Source organism: Rhizobium aureum (assembly GCF_030182495.1).
Classification (GTDB): domain Bacteria; phylum Pseudomonadota; class Alphaproteobacteria; order Rhizobiales; family Rhizobiaceae; genus Rhizobium; species Rhizobium tropici_C.
This window is the reverse complement of record NZ_JAQJCI010000002.1, coordinates 521,815-535,502: the sequence shown is the minus strand read 5'-3', so window position 1 is coordinate 535,502 and position 13,688 is coordinate 521,815. Positions and strand designations below refer to the sequence as shown.

The window sequence follows — 13,688 nt, the reverse complement described above, 5'->3', positions numbered from 1 at the left end:
TATTGGCTAGATTGCCGGCCGTGCCGAAGGCTTGACCTGCCTTCGCTCGATCAGGCCGCCGACGCTGAAGATCAAAACTTCGATCTCGGTGTCGATCTTGTCGCCATCGAGCAGCCGCACGACATCGTCGATCCCGGAGACGGCTTGGCCGTCGATGGCAAGCAGGTAGTCACCCTCCTGCAAGCCGCCCTTTGCGGCCGGGCTATCCTTCTCGACACGACGCAGGCGCACGGCGGTCGAATGCGTGACGCCGGCTTCCAGCGCGATCCGCCGATGCAGTTCCACCGTGTCGGCGGCAATGCCGATATAGGCGCGCCGGACATGGCCGAAACGCAGGATCTCGGATACGACGTGCTTAGCCGTGTTTGAGGCGACCGAAAACGCGATGCTCTGCGCGCCCTGGATGACGGCGGTATTGACGCCGATAACCTCACCCGCCGACGAGACCAGCGGACCGCCGGAATTACCTGGGTTGAGGGCGGCATCGGTCTGGATGATGTCTTCCATCAGCCGACCGCTCGCCGCGCGCATGGAGCGGCCAAGCGCCGAGACGATGCCGGCCGTGACGGTCCATTCGAAACCGAGGGGATTGCCGATGGCGATCGCGATGTGACCGCGCTTCAGCGATTTGGAATCGCCAAGTCTCGCCCAGTTGCCTGGCCAGTCATTGGCGCGAATGAGCGCGAGGTCTGTATCCGGATCGCGCCCCAGCACCCTTCCCTCGACGGTTGCCCCTTCCGGGGTCTTGATACGTACGGCTTTGGCATCGTCGACGACATGATTATTGGTCACCACAAGGCCGTCAGGCGAAATGGCAAAACCGGAACCATGCCCGGCACGGCCGCCCAATCGCTCGATACGGCTGACGGCCGGACCGACGAGATCGACGGCGCTCGATACCGATTGAGAATAGGCATCCAGCAGCCCGGCATCGGATGACGGCTGAATGTCGCGATCAATAAAGCCCATGAAAACTCCCCCGACGCGGACGCGTCGCATAGAGGAACGGCAGCAACTGTTGGAAAGCAGGAGGCTGTCGGTTCGACAGATTGAAACAGTAGATACTGAAATGAGGAGAGATCACGCCAAGTTCAAGAGCCACATATGGACGTGTGTACTGAACCGCCTCTTATCTCATACGCCCTGAAACGGTCTGTTGGCGATGGTCGCTACTCGCCGTCCGCCATGTGTTCCGGCCGTTGGCTTTGGCTCGGTAGAGGGCACGGTCTGCTTCCTGAATGAGAACCTCTCCGTTCTCGCCGTTCTCCGGCGCTGCCGAAACGCCGATGCTGATACCGATATCGACGATGGCACCCTCGATGCGAAACGAGGATTTGAAGGCTGCAATGCAACCCTTCGCAACATCGGCGATATCACCCACATCCCCGGTCATCAGGATGGCAAACTCATCGCCGCCCAAGCGCGCGACCATGTGGCCTCTGGCTGCACCGCGCAGCCGCTCGGCCACCATCTTGAGAACCTCGTCGCCGGCCGCATGCCCGAAAGTGTCGTTGACCGGCTTGAACCCATCGAGATCAAGACAGAAAACGGCGACGCCCATTCCATTGTTCATCTTCAAGGCGTCATCGAGGGCCTTGTAGAAGCACATCCGGTTCGGCAATCCGGTGAGCATGTCGTGCCGTGCCAGGCGATTGGCTTCGGCCTCAGCGAGAATGCGATCGCTGACATCGGCAATGGTCAGGAGGAGGCGACGGTCCAGGCCTTCATGGAGCAGCCGAACGTAAACAAGCACGTGGCGTTCCGTCCCATCGGCCACTCTCTGGCGCCAGACGGTTCTCGCCTCGCAATCGCCTTCGAGTTCCAGAAGCCCATCTGCAAAGCGATCCGCCTCGCTCTCGACATGCATGTCGCACGCCCTCCGCGAGAGCAGCGTCGCTTTTGCGAAGCCATAGAAGTCGATCGCCGCCCGGTTGACCTGCAGGATCTGCAGACTGCTGCCATCGCACAGGAGCATCGGCATCGGATTGGCATCGAAAAGCTGGCGCAACCGCTCCTCACGTTGCTTCAACTCGCTGATGTCTATCCGCATGCCGATGGCCCCGCCGTCGGGCGTGCGCCGATCATCATGCCGAAGCCATCGCCCATCCTTGAGCTGCTGCTCCTCCTGCGAAACCGGCTGGCGAAATTTTCGCATGCGCTGCTTCAGCCACATATCCCTGTCTTCGACGACTTCGGGCATGCGGCCGCTGGCAAGGCTGATCTTCAGAATATCTTCGAAAGCGATGCCCGGCTTGAGGTGATCGGCGATATCCGGATAAAGCTCGGCATATTTCTCGTTCCAGAGAACGTAGCGATCATTCGCATCGAAGACGCACACGGCTTCCGGCAGCATCTCGATCACATATCGAAGGCGCAGATTGGCCTCTCTCGCCGCCACCGCGGCATGGCGGTCTTCACTCTCCGGTTCGATCAGAACCGCCGTCAATCTTCCTGACGCCGAGGACCACGTCATGACGCCGACCCGGCAGTCCCGTCGATGACCGGCGCCTGTCACGAGCAGTGGCTGCGAGGCAGTGGCAGGCAGCGGCCAGTCCGGTATCAAATTCGAGACCGATAGCTCGTGGGACGCATCTGAAAGGACAAAGAGTTCCCGGGCTCCCGCATTGGCGAAGACGATCGTGCCGACGGCGTCGAGCACAAGTGCCGCCATCGGACACGCTTCCAGGAATGCAACGATTTCCGCGTCCAGCATCTTCTCCCAGAGGGTCTTCAAATTTATCCCCAGGCCCGATTATAACGCCGGATGGTAAAGGAATGCCGTAGACCATGGCAAGACGCACAGCGCGTCTAGAATCGGAGCGCCATCCGCGGCGATCGAGATCAGTCCTTGTCGTCCATCAACAGCCGAGCAAGTTCGCGCTCCTGCATCTCGATGGCCTGCGTGATGAACCGCAGGACCACCTGCTTTTCCGCGGCGGAAAACTGCTTCAGCATCCGCATGCCGGCCTCCTGGATCGGGCCATAGCCCTCCTTCCCCAGCCTGATTGCTTTCTCGGAAGGGGCGACCAGCACACGACGTCGATCGTTCGGATCGGGAATGCGATGGACAAGGTCGCGTGCCGAAAGGCGGTCGATCAGCGCCGTCACCGATGGCGGCGCAAGGCCGATGGCCTTGGCGACGGCGTTTGCGGGTTGCGGTGCGCGCATGATCGCGCTGAGACAGCGTCGCTCGGCGCTGTTGAGCCCATGCAACTTGCCGAAGGCCTCGTCAAAGCTTTCAGTCGCCTCCTGCCAGCGCATGCAGGCAAACCCGATGGCTTCGGCGAGATGCTGCTCGTCTTCATTTGATTTTTGTTCTATCATCAAATAATTCATTTATCAAACTATTAGAAGCGAGAACCAATGTGCCCCATCGGCGAGCATGCCGCAACTGGCAATCAGGCAATGCATCCGGAAACGTTGATTGGCATATGCGGCGCCGGCGTTGGCGGGCTGGTGCTTGCACTCCGGCTGGCAAAGCTAGGCTTTCGTCCGATATTGTTCGAAGCCCGCTCAAAGGAAGCCGCCTTGTCGGAAGGAGAATTTCTGACGCTCGCCCCGAACGGACTGAACGGGCTTCGGGCGGTGGGCTGCTACGAGGAGGTATTGCGCCACGGATTGGAGACCTGCGCCATCGAGCTTTGCAATGCGCGAGGCAAACGGCTCGCGCTCGTGGATCAAAACGATCACCTTGCAACCTTCGGCGCGCCCGCCGTGACGATCAGGCGCGGCGCTCTGGCGAATATTCTGATCGAGAAGTGCCTGGCGGATGGCATCATCGTGCAGTTTGGCCGTCGCGTGACCAGGGTCAACAATCACGCGCATGCCGTGACTCTCGCCTTCTCCGAAAGTAACGCTATCGCCGTCGATCTGCTGGTGGCCTGCGACGGATTGCGATCCTCCGTCCGCGCGCAAATATTCCCAGATTACCCCCTGCCGCAGTTTACGGGGCTGATCGGCACCGGAGGGATCGTCGACGCGGATGTACCGGATACGGATGGCATAATGCGTATGACCTTCGGAGAGAAGGCCTTCTTCGGCTATATCAAGACGGCGTCCCATCCGGTTTACTGGTTCGATTCCTTCCCCGCCGACGCGTCCGATGCACTACGCACATTGGAGCCAGAGGCGCTGGCTGCCCATGTTCGCCAGATGCATGCGGACGATCCGGAACCCACCATGTCGATCCTGCGTGCGGTCGGCGGGATCGGGCGCAGCTATCCCATCTTCGATGTGCCGCAGCTTCCTGTCTGGTCCAACGGGCGCGTGGCGCTGCTCGGCGATGCTGCCCATGCGATCGGCCCGCATGCCGGCCAAGGCGCATCGATGGCTATAGAAGATGCCCTTGTCCTGTCCGCCTGCCTCGCCGATACACTCGACTACGGCGCTGCCTTCGCCCGCTATGAAGACCTGCGGCGCCCACGCATTGCCCGCGTGGTGAAACTTACTCGGCGAAATGCCTCGCGGAAGCGAAAAACCAATCGGTTTAGCCTGTTTCTGAGGGATCTGCTTCTGCCTCTCTTTATTCCGATCAGCGTCAGGGCTGGCCGCAAATTGTTTGCGTATCGAGCCGATCTCGCCCCGCTGGGCGTAAGTCATTCCATAGATCGAAAGAACGCCGCCTGAAGCCTCCAAACTTATTTTCGCGGCCAGGCCAGCCTGCTCCAATTCGCGATGTAGAACACCACGGCGATGAACATTCCGGATCCGATCAGATCGAGCCGGTGGCGGCCGAAGAGGAACAGGCCGAGAAGAGCCAGTCCAAGCGAAGATGCGATGAGGAAAAGAGACGGGATCACGCTTATGATGCGCGTTCCCGCCTCGCCTTCGGCCTCGATGCCATCACCGATAATGTGGCCGCTGGAAGCGGGCGATCTGCTGCCAAGCATGACGGTGACCTGCCCTCTCCTGGTGCCGATCCTGCCTCTGGTTTTCCGCCCCGACGTCAGAAGCACGAGCATCATCGACATGACCATGCTGCCGAATGCCCAGGAAAAAACCGTACATGCCGCCATAGCGGTCGGGTTCGCATAGGTCCGGTAGAGGTGGACCGCCAAGGCTCCCATCCCGATAGTGACGGCAAGAAACACGGAGCCGACGATCAGGAATGTGATCCTGCCGGATAGTTGCGTTTCGCCCGCCATATGACCTCCCTGTCGATCTCATGCCCAGAGGGTTGAAACTAGAAGGATGCCTGCGATCGTCAAACGCCGGCGCAGTATCTGTTGAATTTGCCTGAGGCGCAGGCAGAGCCTTTACGAAGCCGCTCCCGGGCATAATTAGCTGAAATATCGAAGAATGGAGGTGCCCATGAGGACTTCGATATCCGCATCAGCGATGGTCGTCGTCATGCTGTTTGCAGTGCCCGTCGAAGCGGCCGGCATCGATTGCGCCAAGCCTGCCTCGACGAGCGATCATATGATTTGCCAGGATAAATCGCTGCTTTCACGGGATAACATGATGGGCGCGCTGTATGCTTCCGCCCTGAAGCAGGACGATAGAGGTAAGATCCGGGAACGGCAGCGGCGCTGGATTACGAAAGTGCAGTCCTGCGGCGATGCGGCTTGCATCCGGCAGGCCTATGATGACCAGATCGGCTCCCTCCTGATGACCAAGGGCGGGCGAAGCGCATCGATGGATTTCCAGTCGAACAACACTGACGGCAATGAGAGCCATCTTTCGATTTTCGGACCGGTCGACGGCCTTATCGCAATTTCGATCTCATCGACCTCTGTCGGCCCGGGTGGTGCCGAAGCGGGCGATGTCAATGCCGATGGCATGGACGGCGTTGTTCCGCTGGTAAAGGAACATACCCAGCTTTCCAGAGACGCCTGCAAGGTCGATTTTGAGCGCCTCAACGCAAAGACCTGGCGCGTGTCACAGACAGGTGTCTGCAATCTTGCCGAGGGCGTGACCTTGCAGGGAACCTATCGCAAACAATGAGATGATCTGGTTCGCAGGCAGGCATTGCAATCCCCGCCTGCGGTGATGTGCGACGCCACAGAGGGGCGTTTCCAACGCTTTTCCGCCGACCAAGGGCTGCCGCCCCGCTTTGACAGGCGCACAGTCGCCAGGCAGAAACGCGCGGCCACTTGAAGAGCTCGACAAAAGAATGGAAAATACCTGCTGGGGCAGACACCGGCAAAATCGGCCATTTCCCCGTCACGCCAACGGCGGCTCGTGACAAGCAACAACGCCAACCGAACGCCGATACAGAAAATCCCCATCCACTCATGAAGATAATTTCAGGCACGAATCTCGAACAGGCCAAATCGCATAACCGGCGTGTCGTGATCGAGGCCATTCGCACCAACGGACCGATGTCGCGCGCTGCGATTGCGCGCATGACAGCACTGACCACGCAGACGGTTTCGAATATTGTGGAGGAACTCGCGCGCTCGCACCTGCTGATCCCCATGGAGGCACAGAGGATCGCCCGCGGCCAGCCGATCATTCCCTACACCATCAATCCCATGGGAGCCTATTCCATTGGCCTCGAGCTCGGCCGCCAGCGCGCGGCCGGCGTGCTCACGGATCTTTCCGGCACGGTTTGTGCCCGTATTGACCGCCACGTCGACAGGCCAGGACCGAAGGAGGCAATGCCGATCTTTGCCGAGATCGTCAGAGAATTGCAGGAGGCCTTTTCCTTCGATCGTGCGCGGCTGCTTGGCGCCGGCATCGCCCTGCCGGGGCGCTATGCCGATGGCGGCGTCACATCGCTGAGCCCGCTCAACCTGCCCGGCTGGCAGGATTTCCCGGTTGCCCGCGAGCTGGAACGGCTCATCGAGCTGCCCGTCCTCGTCGAAAACGACGCGACGGCGGCGGCGATCGGCGAGCGGCTCTATGGCGTCGCCCGCGGCCTTGGGAGTTTCGTCTATCTTTTTCTGGCGGGTGACGGGGGTATCGGCGCCGGCATGTTCCTCGATGGCCACCTCTACAAAGGCAGCCGCGCCAACGCCGGCGAAATCGGCCATATCATCGTCGAGCCGCATGGCAGGCTTTGCACCTGCGGCAAGCGCGGCTGTCTCGATCGCTATGTCTCGCCATCTGTCGCTTACGAGTGTCTGGGCATCCAGAATGCACAGGAGTTGGACCCCGACGATCTAGATGCGCTGATCGCGGCAAACGGCCATGGCCTAAAGGCATGGCTGGAACAGGCGGTACAGCCGCTGCGCCAGACGATCGACTTTCTTGAGTTGGCCTTCGATCCGCAGACGATTGTGCTTGGCGGCAGTGCACCAACATCCCTGATGACGGGGCTGGCCGAAAGCGTCGAACCTCTCCACACCCCGGTCAACCCAACCGAAGAGCGCAGCATTCCGCGGTTGATGATCGGCGCCACCGGCAAGGATACCGCCATTCTCGGTGCAGCGGCCCTGCCGATCTTCTCCGAGACCAATCCGCAGTTCGATGTCCTTCAGAAGCCACTGACGCACCGCGCCGTCATAGGTTAGGCAAACGATTCGACTTATATCCAGTCAACCTTGCTCAGGCGCGACCCGCCGGGGCCGCGCCTGAGGGCCATGCATCAAGCTGTCAAAATTGATGCAGGCCGTAAAGCAGGGGCATGGTGCCGGCCAGCGCCTTGAACCGCTCCCAGGATTTGGCCGAGGGCTTCGTCCAGCCGGTTTCCGCCAGCGCCGACAGGCGCGGAAAGACGAGCCGGTCGAAGACAGCGCGGTCGGTCATCGGTTCCGACCAGATGCAGGCCTGGATGCCGCGAAGCTTCTCCTTCTGCGCATCCGTCCAACCACCAACGGGATCAAAGGTGTAGATCTTCTCCGCATCGGAATATCCGGCCCAGCTGCCGCCCGGCTCGTCCCAATCGGGACGCATCGCCATGTCGAGATAGTAGACCTGGCCCGGGCAGACGACGATCTCATAACCGCGCCCCGCAAGCTCGGCCGCCACCTCGACGTTACGCCAGCTGCAGAGATAGCTCTTGTCCTTGTCGATCCTATCGCCATGCGCCGCCTCCTCCCAGCCGCCGGTCACGCAGCCTTTCGAGGCAAGGAATGCCTGGACGCGCTCCAGGAACTCCGCCTGCAGGATGGCAGCACCGGAGCCGTGAATATCGTCGGCGCCATGGGTGTTGGTGATGACGTTCAGACGCTTGGCATGGGCGTCCGCAACGTCGGCGCCGGCAAGTTCGCGCAGACGGGCAAGCGCCTCCGGCGACCCGGACCAGGCCCCGAGCGGCACTTCATCGGCGCCGATATGGATCGTCTTGAACGGGAAGAGCTCGATCAGTTCGGAAAGGATGGTCTCGATGACCTCGTAGGTCTTCTCGCGCGCCGGATTGATGCAATTATCCGGGAAGCCCTGCACCGAATAATAGCTGCCGGCCTCGTTCGGATCGCGAAGCTCGGGGATCGCCTGCTGCATCGCATAGCAATGACCGGGCATGTCGATCTCGGGCAGGATCTCGATACCGAAACCCTTGGCGTAAGCGACGATCTCGCGCACCGCCGCCTTGGTATAATAGCCGCCGGTGCGGGCCGGGCTGGAGCCGAGCAGCGGCGGCAACGGCAATCCGTGGCCCCGCCATGCACCGATCTCCGTCAATGCCGGATAGGCATCGATCTCGACGCGCCAGGATTCGTCGTCCGACAGGTGCCAGTGGAAACGATTGAGCTTGTTCCAGGCAAGAACCGCCATCAGCTTCTTGATTTCGGCGGTCGCGTAGAACTGGCGGGAGACGTCAAGATGCAGGCCACGCCAGCTCATGGATGGCTCGTCGACGATCTCGCCAGCCGCCGGGAAGTGGAAAGCCTGCGGATGCAGGCGCGCGCCGCGCCAGATCTGGCCGATGGTCACGAGGCCATAGACGAAGCCGGTCTGGGTGCTCGCCGCGACAGTGACGGTCTCAGGCGAAAACTCCAGCCTATAGGCCTCAGGCCCAAGATCTTCCGTTTGACGCAGCACCACCGTGGTGCCGCCTTCCGCCTCGGGGCGGATGAGGCCTTCAGCTGCGAAGAGATGCTCGACCAGAGCCGTGAAGCTTGCAGCCGCCGCCTGCGCTGCCGACGTATCGGCTTTGAGCGCAAAGCCTGCCGGCAGCGGACGGCGGGAGGAAACGGCTACACGGTTCGGCCAGGGAATGATCGCCAGCGGAACGGGAGGATTGGCTGGAACGGGATAGATTTCGGCACCGCGCTTCAGCGGCGCATTGCTCGACGATGTGCGCGTCGGCTCGGCGGCGAGCGATACCGCCGTGCCATCCGGCAGTGCAAGATAGGCGCTGGTCGCACCGTCAGTCCAATGGCGGAACGGCCAGCTGAGCGCGTGCACCATGATGGTCCATGTCTCGCCACCGGCCAGCACAAAGCCTTCCGGCGGCTGGAATTCGGTGAAATTGGACAGCCGTTTCGTGACCGTCGCACCTTCGACGACGCCGGCCGGATCGACGCGGCCAGGGCCGCTGACGCAGAGCGAAAAGCCGGAAAGCGGCTCTAACGACAGGTTCTTCAGCCGCAGGACATAGGAGAATTCCTTGTCGTCTGTCGGCGGGTTCCAGGTTGTTTCAAGCCGCAGAGCCAGGGATCGCGGTGTGGACATGAGTATTCTCTCTTCCTGAAGGATCGTTCAAAGCTTGAGCATGCCGGCATAAATGCCGGGTGCGGAATTGGGGATCTGGATGGCGCCGACCGTCTTCTCATAGAATTCCGATGGGCCGACATCGCCGATGACCGTATAGGCATAGCCCATCGCCTTCTGGTCGTTGAGGCAGGCAAACAGCAGCGCCCGACCAATGCCGAGGCCGCGCACGCTTTCGTCGACGCCGGTCGGACCGAAGAAGCCGCGCGCCGTCGCTTCGTGGCAGGCAAAGCCGACAAGCTCGCGATTACGGGTGGCGATGAAGCATGTCGGCGGTTGGCGGCTCATCGCGACCGTCGTCTCGCTCGCCCAGCCCTCACTGAAATGTTCAGCCACCCAAGCGGTGATAACACGCAGTTCCGGCGGCAGAGCGCGCCGGATGGTGACATCAGCCTTCGCCATGCGCCCGGGCGATTGCGTGTCGATCGGCAGGGTCGATAGATTGACCAGATAGTCCAACGGGAATTCCTCCTAATTCGATGCGACCAGCGCACGCATGAAATGATTGGGGCCGACCTCCTCGACCACCGTCGAGACCGGTCGGCTGAGCGCGCGGATCTTTTCCGCCTGTTCGAGGAAGCGAGCGCTGCCGCCGGTCACAAACCTGCGGCCGCCATCCGGCACGGCCGAAAGCAGAAGCTGCGTATAGGGGTGCTTCGGATTGGCAAGCACGGCATTGGTTTCGCCCCACTCGACCATCTGGCCGGCAAACATTACCACGATCTCCTCCGCAACATGGGCTGCCGTCGCGATATCATGGGTGATGTAGAGCATGGCGAGATCGTTTTCGCGCTTTACCCGCGCCAGCAGATCGAGAATGTCCTTGCGGATCGAGACATCGAGCATCGAGGTCGGCTCATCCGCCACCAGCACGCTCGGGGAAACCGCCAGCGCACGGGCGATATTGACGCGCTGACGCTGGCCGCCGGAGAGTTCGTGCGGGAACTTCTGACGCGTCACCGAAGGATCGAGCCCAACGCTTTCGAGCAGCTTCGCTATATCCTCGTCCCGCTCGGCCTTCGGCTTGTCCTGGCCGTGCAATTGCAGCGGCCTTGCGATGTGATGATTGATGGTAAAGGCCGGGTTGAGCGATGAGAACGGATCCTGGAAGACCATCTGGACATCCTTGCGGTACATCCGCTCTTCCCTGCCCGACCCTCGTGCCGTGCGATCCTGCCCACGAAACAGCAGCCTGCCGGCCGTCGGCTTGTCGAGCCGGGCGATAATGCGGGCGCACGTGGTCTTGCCGCAGCCGGATTCGCCGACCAATGCCAGCGCCTTTCCCGCGAATAGCGAAAAGGAAACGCTCTTCAATGCGTGCACGGGGCCAAAGTGGCGCTGGATATCATCAAGCCGGATGATGGGTTCTGCAGTTACGGCCTGTATCTGCGGGTTCATGCGAAAACTCCGGGAGAATGGGCGCTGGCCGGAAGCTGCGGGATGGCATTCCAGAGCTTGCGCGTGTACTCGTGAACGGGCGACTGGCTGACCTGGGCGACATCGCCGACCTCGACCAATTCGCCTTTCAGCATGACACCGATGCGATGGCAAAGCTGGGCCATCAGATGCAGGTCATGGGTGATGAAGAGCACCGAGAAACCATAGGTCTGCTGCAGGTCGAGAACCTGTTCCAGGATTTCTCGCTGCACGACGACATCGAGCGCCGTTGTCGGTTCGTCCATGATGATGAGTTCAGGACGCAGCGCCAGGCAGATGGCGATGACGATGCGCTGGCGCATGCCGCCGGAAAACTGGTGCGGATAATCGCTGACGCGATGCGGAGGAATACCCACCAGCTTGAACATCTCTTCAGCACGGGCGCGCGATTCCTGGCGTGAGCAGCCGGTATGGCGATGCAGGACGTCGTGGAACTGCGCCTCCACCCGCATCAGCGGATTGAGCGAATTCATGGCGCTCTGGAATACCATGCCGATGCGCTTCCAGCGGATCTTCTGCAGCTCGCCTTCCGGCATCTTCAGCAGATCCTGCCCGTCGAGCCGGATGCTTCCGCCGCTGACCCAGGCCGGCGCCTTCGATAGCCGCGTGATCGCATAGGCGATCGTGCTCTTGCCGCAGCCGGATTCGCCGGCAAGACCGAAGATCTCACCCCGGCCAATACTGAGGGATACATCCTTCACCGCGCGGAAATCGCCCTTGTCGAGCAGATAGTCGATATTGAGGTGTTCGATCTCAAGCAGATTGTCGCTCATTGCTCGGCCCTCATCATGCGGTTGCGGGCACGCGTCAGGCGGAACCAGCGGGTCAAGGCCGGGCCGGAACGCAATTGCGGATTGGCGATTTCATCGAAAGTGAAGTTGATCAGCGCGAGACCAAGCCCCGTCAGCGCAATGCCGATCGCCGGCACGCCGATATCCCACCAGGCGCCGACCATGATGGCCGAGGCATTCTGGGCATTATAGAGCATGGTACCCCAGGTGACCTTCAGCGGATCGCCGAAGCCGAGATATTCGAGCGTGGTCTGGGCGACGATCGCATAGATGATGCTGCCGACCAGATTGATGCCGATGAGCGGCGTCAGGTTTGGCAAGATCTCGACGAAGATGATGCGCCAGGCCGGCTCGCCGATCATCTTGGCAGCGGTGACGAAATCGCGGTTGCGTAAGGCCATCGTCTGCGAGCGTGTCATGCGCGCGCCCCACGGCCAGGACGTTAGCGCAATGATGGTCATGATCGTTATCGGGCCGACAGTACCCGCAAAGGAAGCGAGGAGGATGAGGAGCGGCATGTTCGGGATAACAAGCACGGCGTTTGTAGCGAGATCGAGCGCCGCATCCGTCTTGCCGCCGGTATAGCCGGCGATGAGGCCGATGGCGGTGCCGAGCACGGTGATCGCGATGCCCGTGGCAAAGCCGACGGAAAGCGAGCTTCTGGCGCCCCAGACAAATTGCTTGTAGACATCGCGGCCCATCTTTGTCGTGCCGAAGACATGCTCGACAGATGGCGGCTGATGCGAGCGGCCGACACGGGCTCCTGCTTCGCCTGGCGCGATGATCGGCGCGCAGATCGCCATCAGGCATAGCGCGGCGACGATGACGAAGCCGACAAGCGCCTTTTTCTGGCTGAAAATGGATCGGAAGGAGAAGCTCATCGGCCTGCCTCCCTCAATCGCGGATCGACGAGACCGTAGATGATGTCGACGAGGAAATTGGCGCCCAGGGTTGCGAGCGTCATCAGCAGCAATTGCCCCTGGATGACGGGATAGTCGCGCGCCACGCTGGCGGTAAACAGCGTCAGGCCGAGACCTGGATAGTTGAAGACGATCTCCGTGACGATCGAGCCGCCGAAAACGGCACCAAGCATCAGAGCAAGATTGGTGAGGACCGGCAGAAGCGCATTGCGCGCGCCATAGCCGAACATGACGGCGAGATTGCTCAGCCCCTTGGCCCGCCCCATCGTCACGTAATCCTCGCCGAGCACGACGATCATGGATGAGCGCATGGTGGTCTGGAACTCGCCGATCAGGAAAGGCGACAGCGTCAGCACCGGCAGGATCGAGTGCATGAACACGCTGCCGAAGAAGGTGAAATTGAAGCCTGGATCGAGATTGGGATCATAGGCATATCCCACAGGAAACCAGCGCAACGATACGGCGAAGACGAACAGGGTCGTGAGCGCCACAATGACGGGCGGGATCGAAAACAGGATGACGGCAAAAGGCGATACGATCGTATCGAACCGCCCGCCACGCCTCCAGGCCGCGATGGCGCCGAGCACGACGCCGACACACAGCGAAAAGATGATCGCCGTTACCACCAGGAAGATGGTCCACAGAGTGGCCCGGCTCAGCACCTGGACCACCGTCTGCGGGTAATACTTGACCGAAACGCCAAGGTCGAAGGTGGCAAGGCCTTTAAGGTAGTCGAAGAACTGCATCATGATCGGCTGATCGATCTCGCCGAAACGGGCCTTGATCGCCTCCACGGCCGCGGGCGTGGCCCGCGGCCCGAGTTGCGCGACCATGGCGTCGACGGGACTCCCCGGCATAAGCCGGGGAAGAATGAAGTTCACGACGATCGCGAAGGCCAGGGCCACCGCGTAGACGCCGAGGCGCCGGCTTGAAACACGCATCT

At 61.1% G+C, this 13,688-nt stretch carries 13 protein-coding genes; 3 read left to right on the top strand and 10 right to left on the bottom strand.

Annotation, left to right across the window (positions count from 1 at the left end):
- Nucleotides 1-6 precede the first annotated feature (6 nt).
- From PH552_RS08335 to PH552_RS08325, 3 genes are all read right to left on the bottom strand, one after another.
- Nucleotides 7-969 carry a S1C family serine protease gene (locus PH552_RS08335; RefSeq protein ID WP_112344852.1) on the bottom strand — a complete coding sequence of 321 codons (963 nt, stop codon included), beginning with the start codon at nucleotides 967-969 and terminating at the stop codon, nucleotides 7-9.
- A 160-nt stretch (nucleotides 970-1,129) separates the two neighbouring features.
- Nucleotides 1,130-2,734 (bottom strand): diguanylate cyclase domain-containing protein, encoded by a 1,605-nt coding sequence (locus PH552_RS08330; protein ID WP_245430472.1) that lies wholly within the window; start codon nucleotides 2,732-2,734, stop codon nucleotides 1,130-1,132.
- A gap of 107 nt (nucleotides 2,735-2,841) precedes the next feature.
- Nucleotides 2,842-3,324, bottom strand: coding sequence for a MarR family winged helix-turn-helix transcriptional regulator (locus PH552_RS08325; RefSeq protein WP_245430471.1), 483 nt, complete (start codon nucleotides 3,322-3,324; stop codon nucleotides 2,842-2,844).
- A 39-nt stretch (nucleotides 3,325-3,363) separates the two neighbouring features.
- Between PH552_RS08325 and PH552_RS08320 the strand changes: the two genes are divergently transcribed.
- A complete protein-coding gene (locus PH552_RS08320) occupies nucleotides 3,364-4,626 on the top strand; it encodes an FAD-dependent monooxygenase (RefSeq protein ID WP_285165816.1) in 1,263 nt (420 codons plus the stop codon).
- An 11-nt stretch (nucleotides 4,627-4,637) separates the two neighbouring features.
- Here PH552_RS08320 and PH552_RS08315 read toward each other — a convergent pair whose 3' ends face one another.
- Nucleotides 4,638-5,144: a hypothetical protein gene (locus PH552_RS08315; protein WP_112344848.1), complete on the bottom strand. Its 507-nt coding sequence runs from the start codon at nucleotides 5,142-5,144 to the stop codon at nucleotides 4,638-4,640.
- A gap of 166 nt (nucleotides 5,145-5,310) precedes the next feature.
- Between PH552_RS08315 and PH552_RS08310 the strand changes: the two genes are divergently transcribed.
- Both PH552_RS08310 and PH552_RS08305 read left to right on the top strand, forming a co-directional pair.
- Nucleotides 5,311-5,943: a lysozyme inhibitor LprI family protein gene (locus tag PH552_RS08310; protein ID WP_113250453.1), complete on the top strand. Its 633-nt coding sequence runs from the start codon at nucleotides 5,311-5,313 to the stop codon at nucleotides 5,941-5,943.
- Nucleotides 5,944-6,233: 290 nt separating this feature from the next.
- The gene (locus tag PH552_RS08305; RefSeq protein WP_112344846.1) at nucleotides 6,234-7,454 is read left to right on the top strand and encodes an ROK family transcriptional regulator; all 1,221 of its coding nucleotides are present in this window, start codon (nucleotides 6,234-6,236) and stop codon (nucleotides 7,452-7,454) included.
- Nucleotides 7,455-7,536: 82 nt separating this feature from the next.
- On the opposite strand, the gene PH552_RS08300 is transcribed toward PH552_RS08305, so the two are convergent.
- Genes PH552_RS08300 through PH552_RS08275 form a run of 6 tightly spaced genes read right to left on the bottom strand, consistent with a single transcriptional unit; the run spans nucleotide 7,537 to nucleotide 13,686 of the window.
- On the bottom strand, nucleotides 7,537-9,558 hold the full coding sequence (locus PH552_RS08300) for a beta-N-acetylhexosaminidase (RefSeq protein WP_112344845.1): 2,022 nt from the start codon (nucleotides 9,556-9,558) through the stop codon (nucleotides 7,537-7,539).
- A gap of 27 nt (nucleotides 9,559-9,585) precedes the next feature.
- Entirely contained in the window at nucleotides 9,586-10,056 is a 471-nt protein-coding gene (locus PH552_RS08295) for a GNAT family N-acetyltransferase (RefSeq protein WP_112344844.1), read from the bottom strand.
- Nucleotides 10,057-10,068: 12 nt separating this feature from the next.
- The gene (locus PH552_RS08290; protein WP_112344843.1) at nucleotides 10,069-10,995 is read right to left on the bottom strand and encodes an ABC transporter ATP-binding protein; all 927 of its coding nucleotides are present in this window, start codon (nucleotides 10,993-10,995) and stop codon (nucleotides 10,069-10,071) included.
- Entirely contained in the window at nucleotides 10,992-11,807 is an 816-nt protein-coding gene (locus PH552_RS08285; protein ID WP_112344842.1) for an ABC transporter ATP-binding protein, read from the bottom strand. Before PH552_RS08285 ends, PH552_RS08290 begins: the two co-directional genes overlap by 4 nt.
- Nucleotides 11,804-12,706, bottom strand: coding sequence for an ABC transporter permease (locus PH552_RS08280; RefSeq protein ID WP_112344841.1), 903 nt, complete (start codon nucleotides 12,704-12,706; stop codon nucleotides 11,804-11,806). The genes PH552_RS08285 and PH552_RS08280 overlap by 4 nt, the downstream gene beginning before the upstream one ends.
- Nucleotides 12,703-13,686, bottom strand: coding sequence for an ABC transporter permease (locus PH552_RS08275; protein WP_112344840.1), 984 nt, complete (start codon nucleotides 13,684-13,686; stop codon nucleotides 12,703-12,705). The genes PH552_RS08280 and PH552_RS08275 overlap by 4 nt, the downstream gene beginning before the upstream one ends.
- Nucleotides 13,687-13,688 lie beyond the last annotated feature (2 nt).

Bases quoted from the DNA above. Each gene is read 5' to 3' on its own strand.
- PH552_RS08320 (WP_285165816.1), top strand. From the start codon at position 3,364: ATGTGCCCCATCGGCGAGCATGCCGCAACTGGCAATCAGGCAATGCAT.
- PH552_RS08305 (WP_112344846.1), top strand. From the start codon at position 6,234: ATGAAGATAATTTCAGGCACGAATCTCGAACAGGCCAAATCGCATAAC.
- PH552_RS08275 (WP_112344840.1), bottom strand. From the start codon at position 13,686: ATGCGTGTTTCAAGCCGGCGCCTCGGCGTCTACGCGGTGGCCCTGGCC.
- PH552_RS08310 (WP_113250453.1), top strand. From the start codon at position 5,311: ATGAGGACTTCGATATCCGCATCAGCGATGGTCGTCGTCATGCTGTTT.
- PH552_RS08325 (WP_245430471.1), bottom strand. From the start codon at position 3,324: ATGATAGAACAAAAATCAAATGAAGACGAGCAGCATCTCGCCGAAGCC.
- PH552_RS08280 (WP_112344841.1), bottom strand. From the start codon at position 12,706: ATGAGCTTCTCCTTCCGATCCATTTTCAGCCAGAAAAAGGCGCTTGTC.
- PH552_RS08300 (WP_112344845.1), bottom strand. From the start codon at position 9,558: ATGTCCACACCGCGATCCCTGGCTCTGCGGCTTGAAACAACCTGGAAC.
- PH552_RS08290 (WP_112344843.1), bottom strand. From the start codon at position 10,995: ATGAACCCGCAGATACAGGCCGTAACTGCAGAACCCATCATCCGGCTT.
- PH552_RS08335 (WP_112344852.1), bottom strand. From the start codon at position 969: ATGGGCTTTATTGATCGCGACATTCAGCCGTCATCCGATGCCGGGCTG.
- PH552_RS08285 (WP_112344842.1), bottom strand. From the start codon at position 11,807: ATGAGCGACAATCTGCTTGAGATCGAACACCTCAATATCGACTATCTG.
- PH552_RS08315 (WP_112344848.1), bottom strand. From the start codon at position 5,144: ATGGCGGGCGAAACGCAACTATCCGGCAGGATCACATTCCTGATCGTC.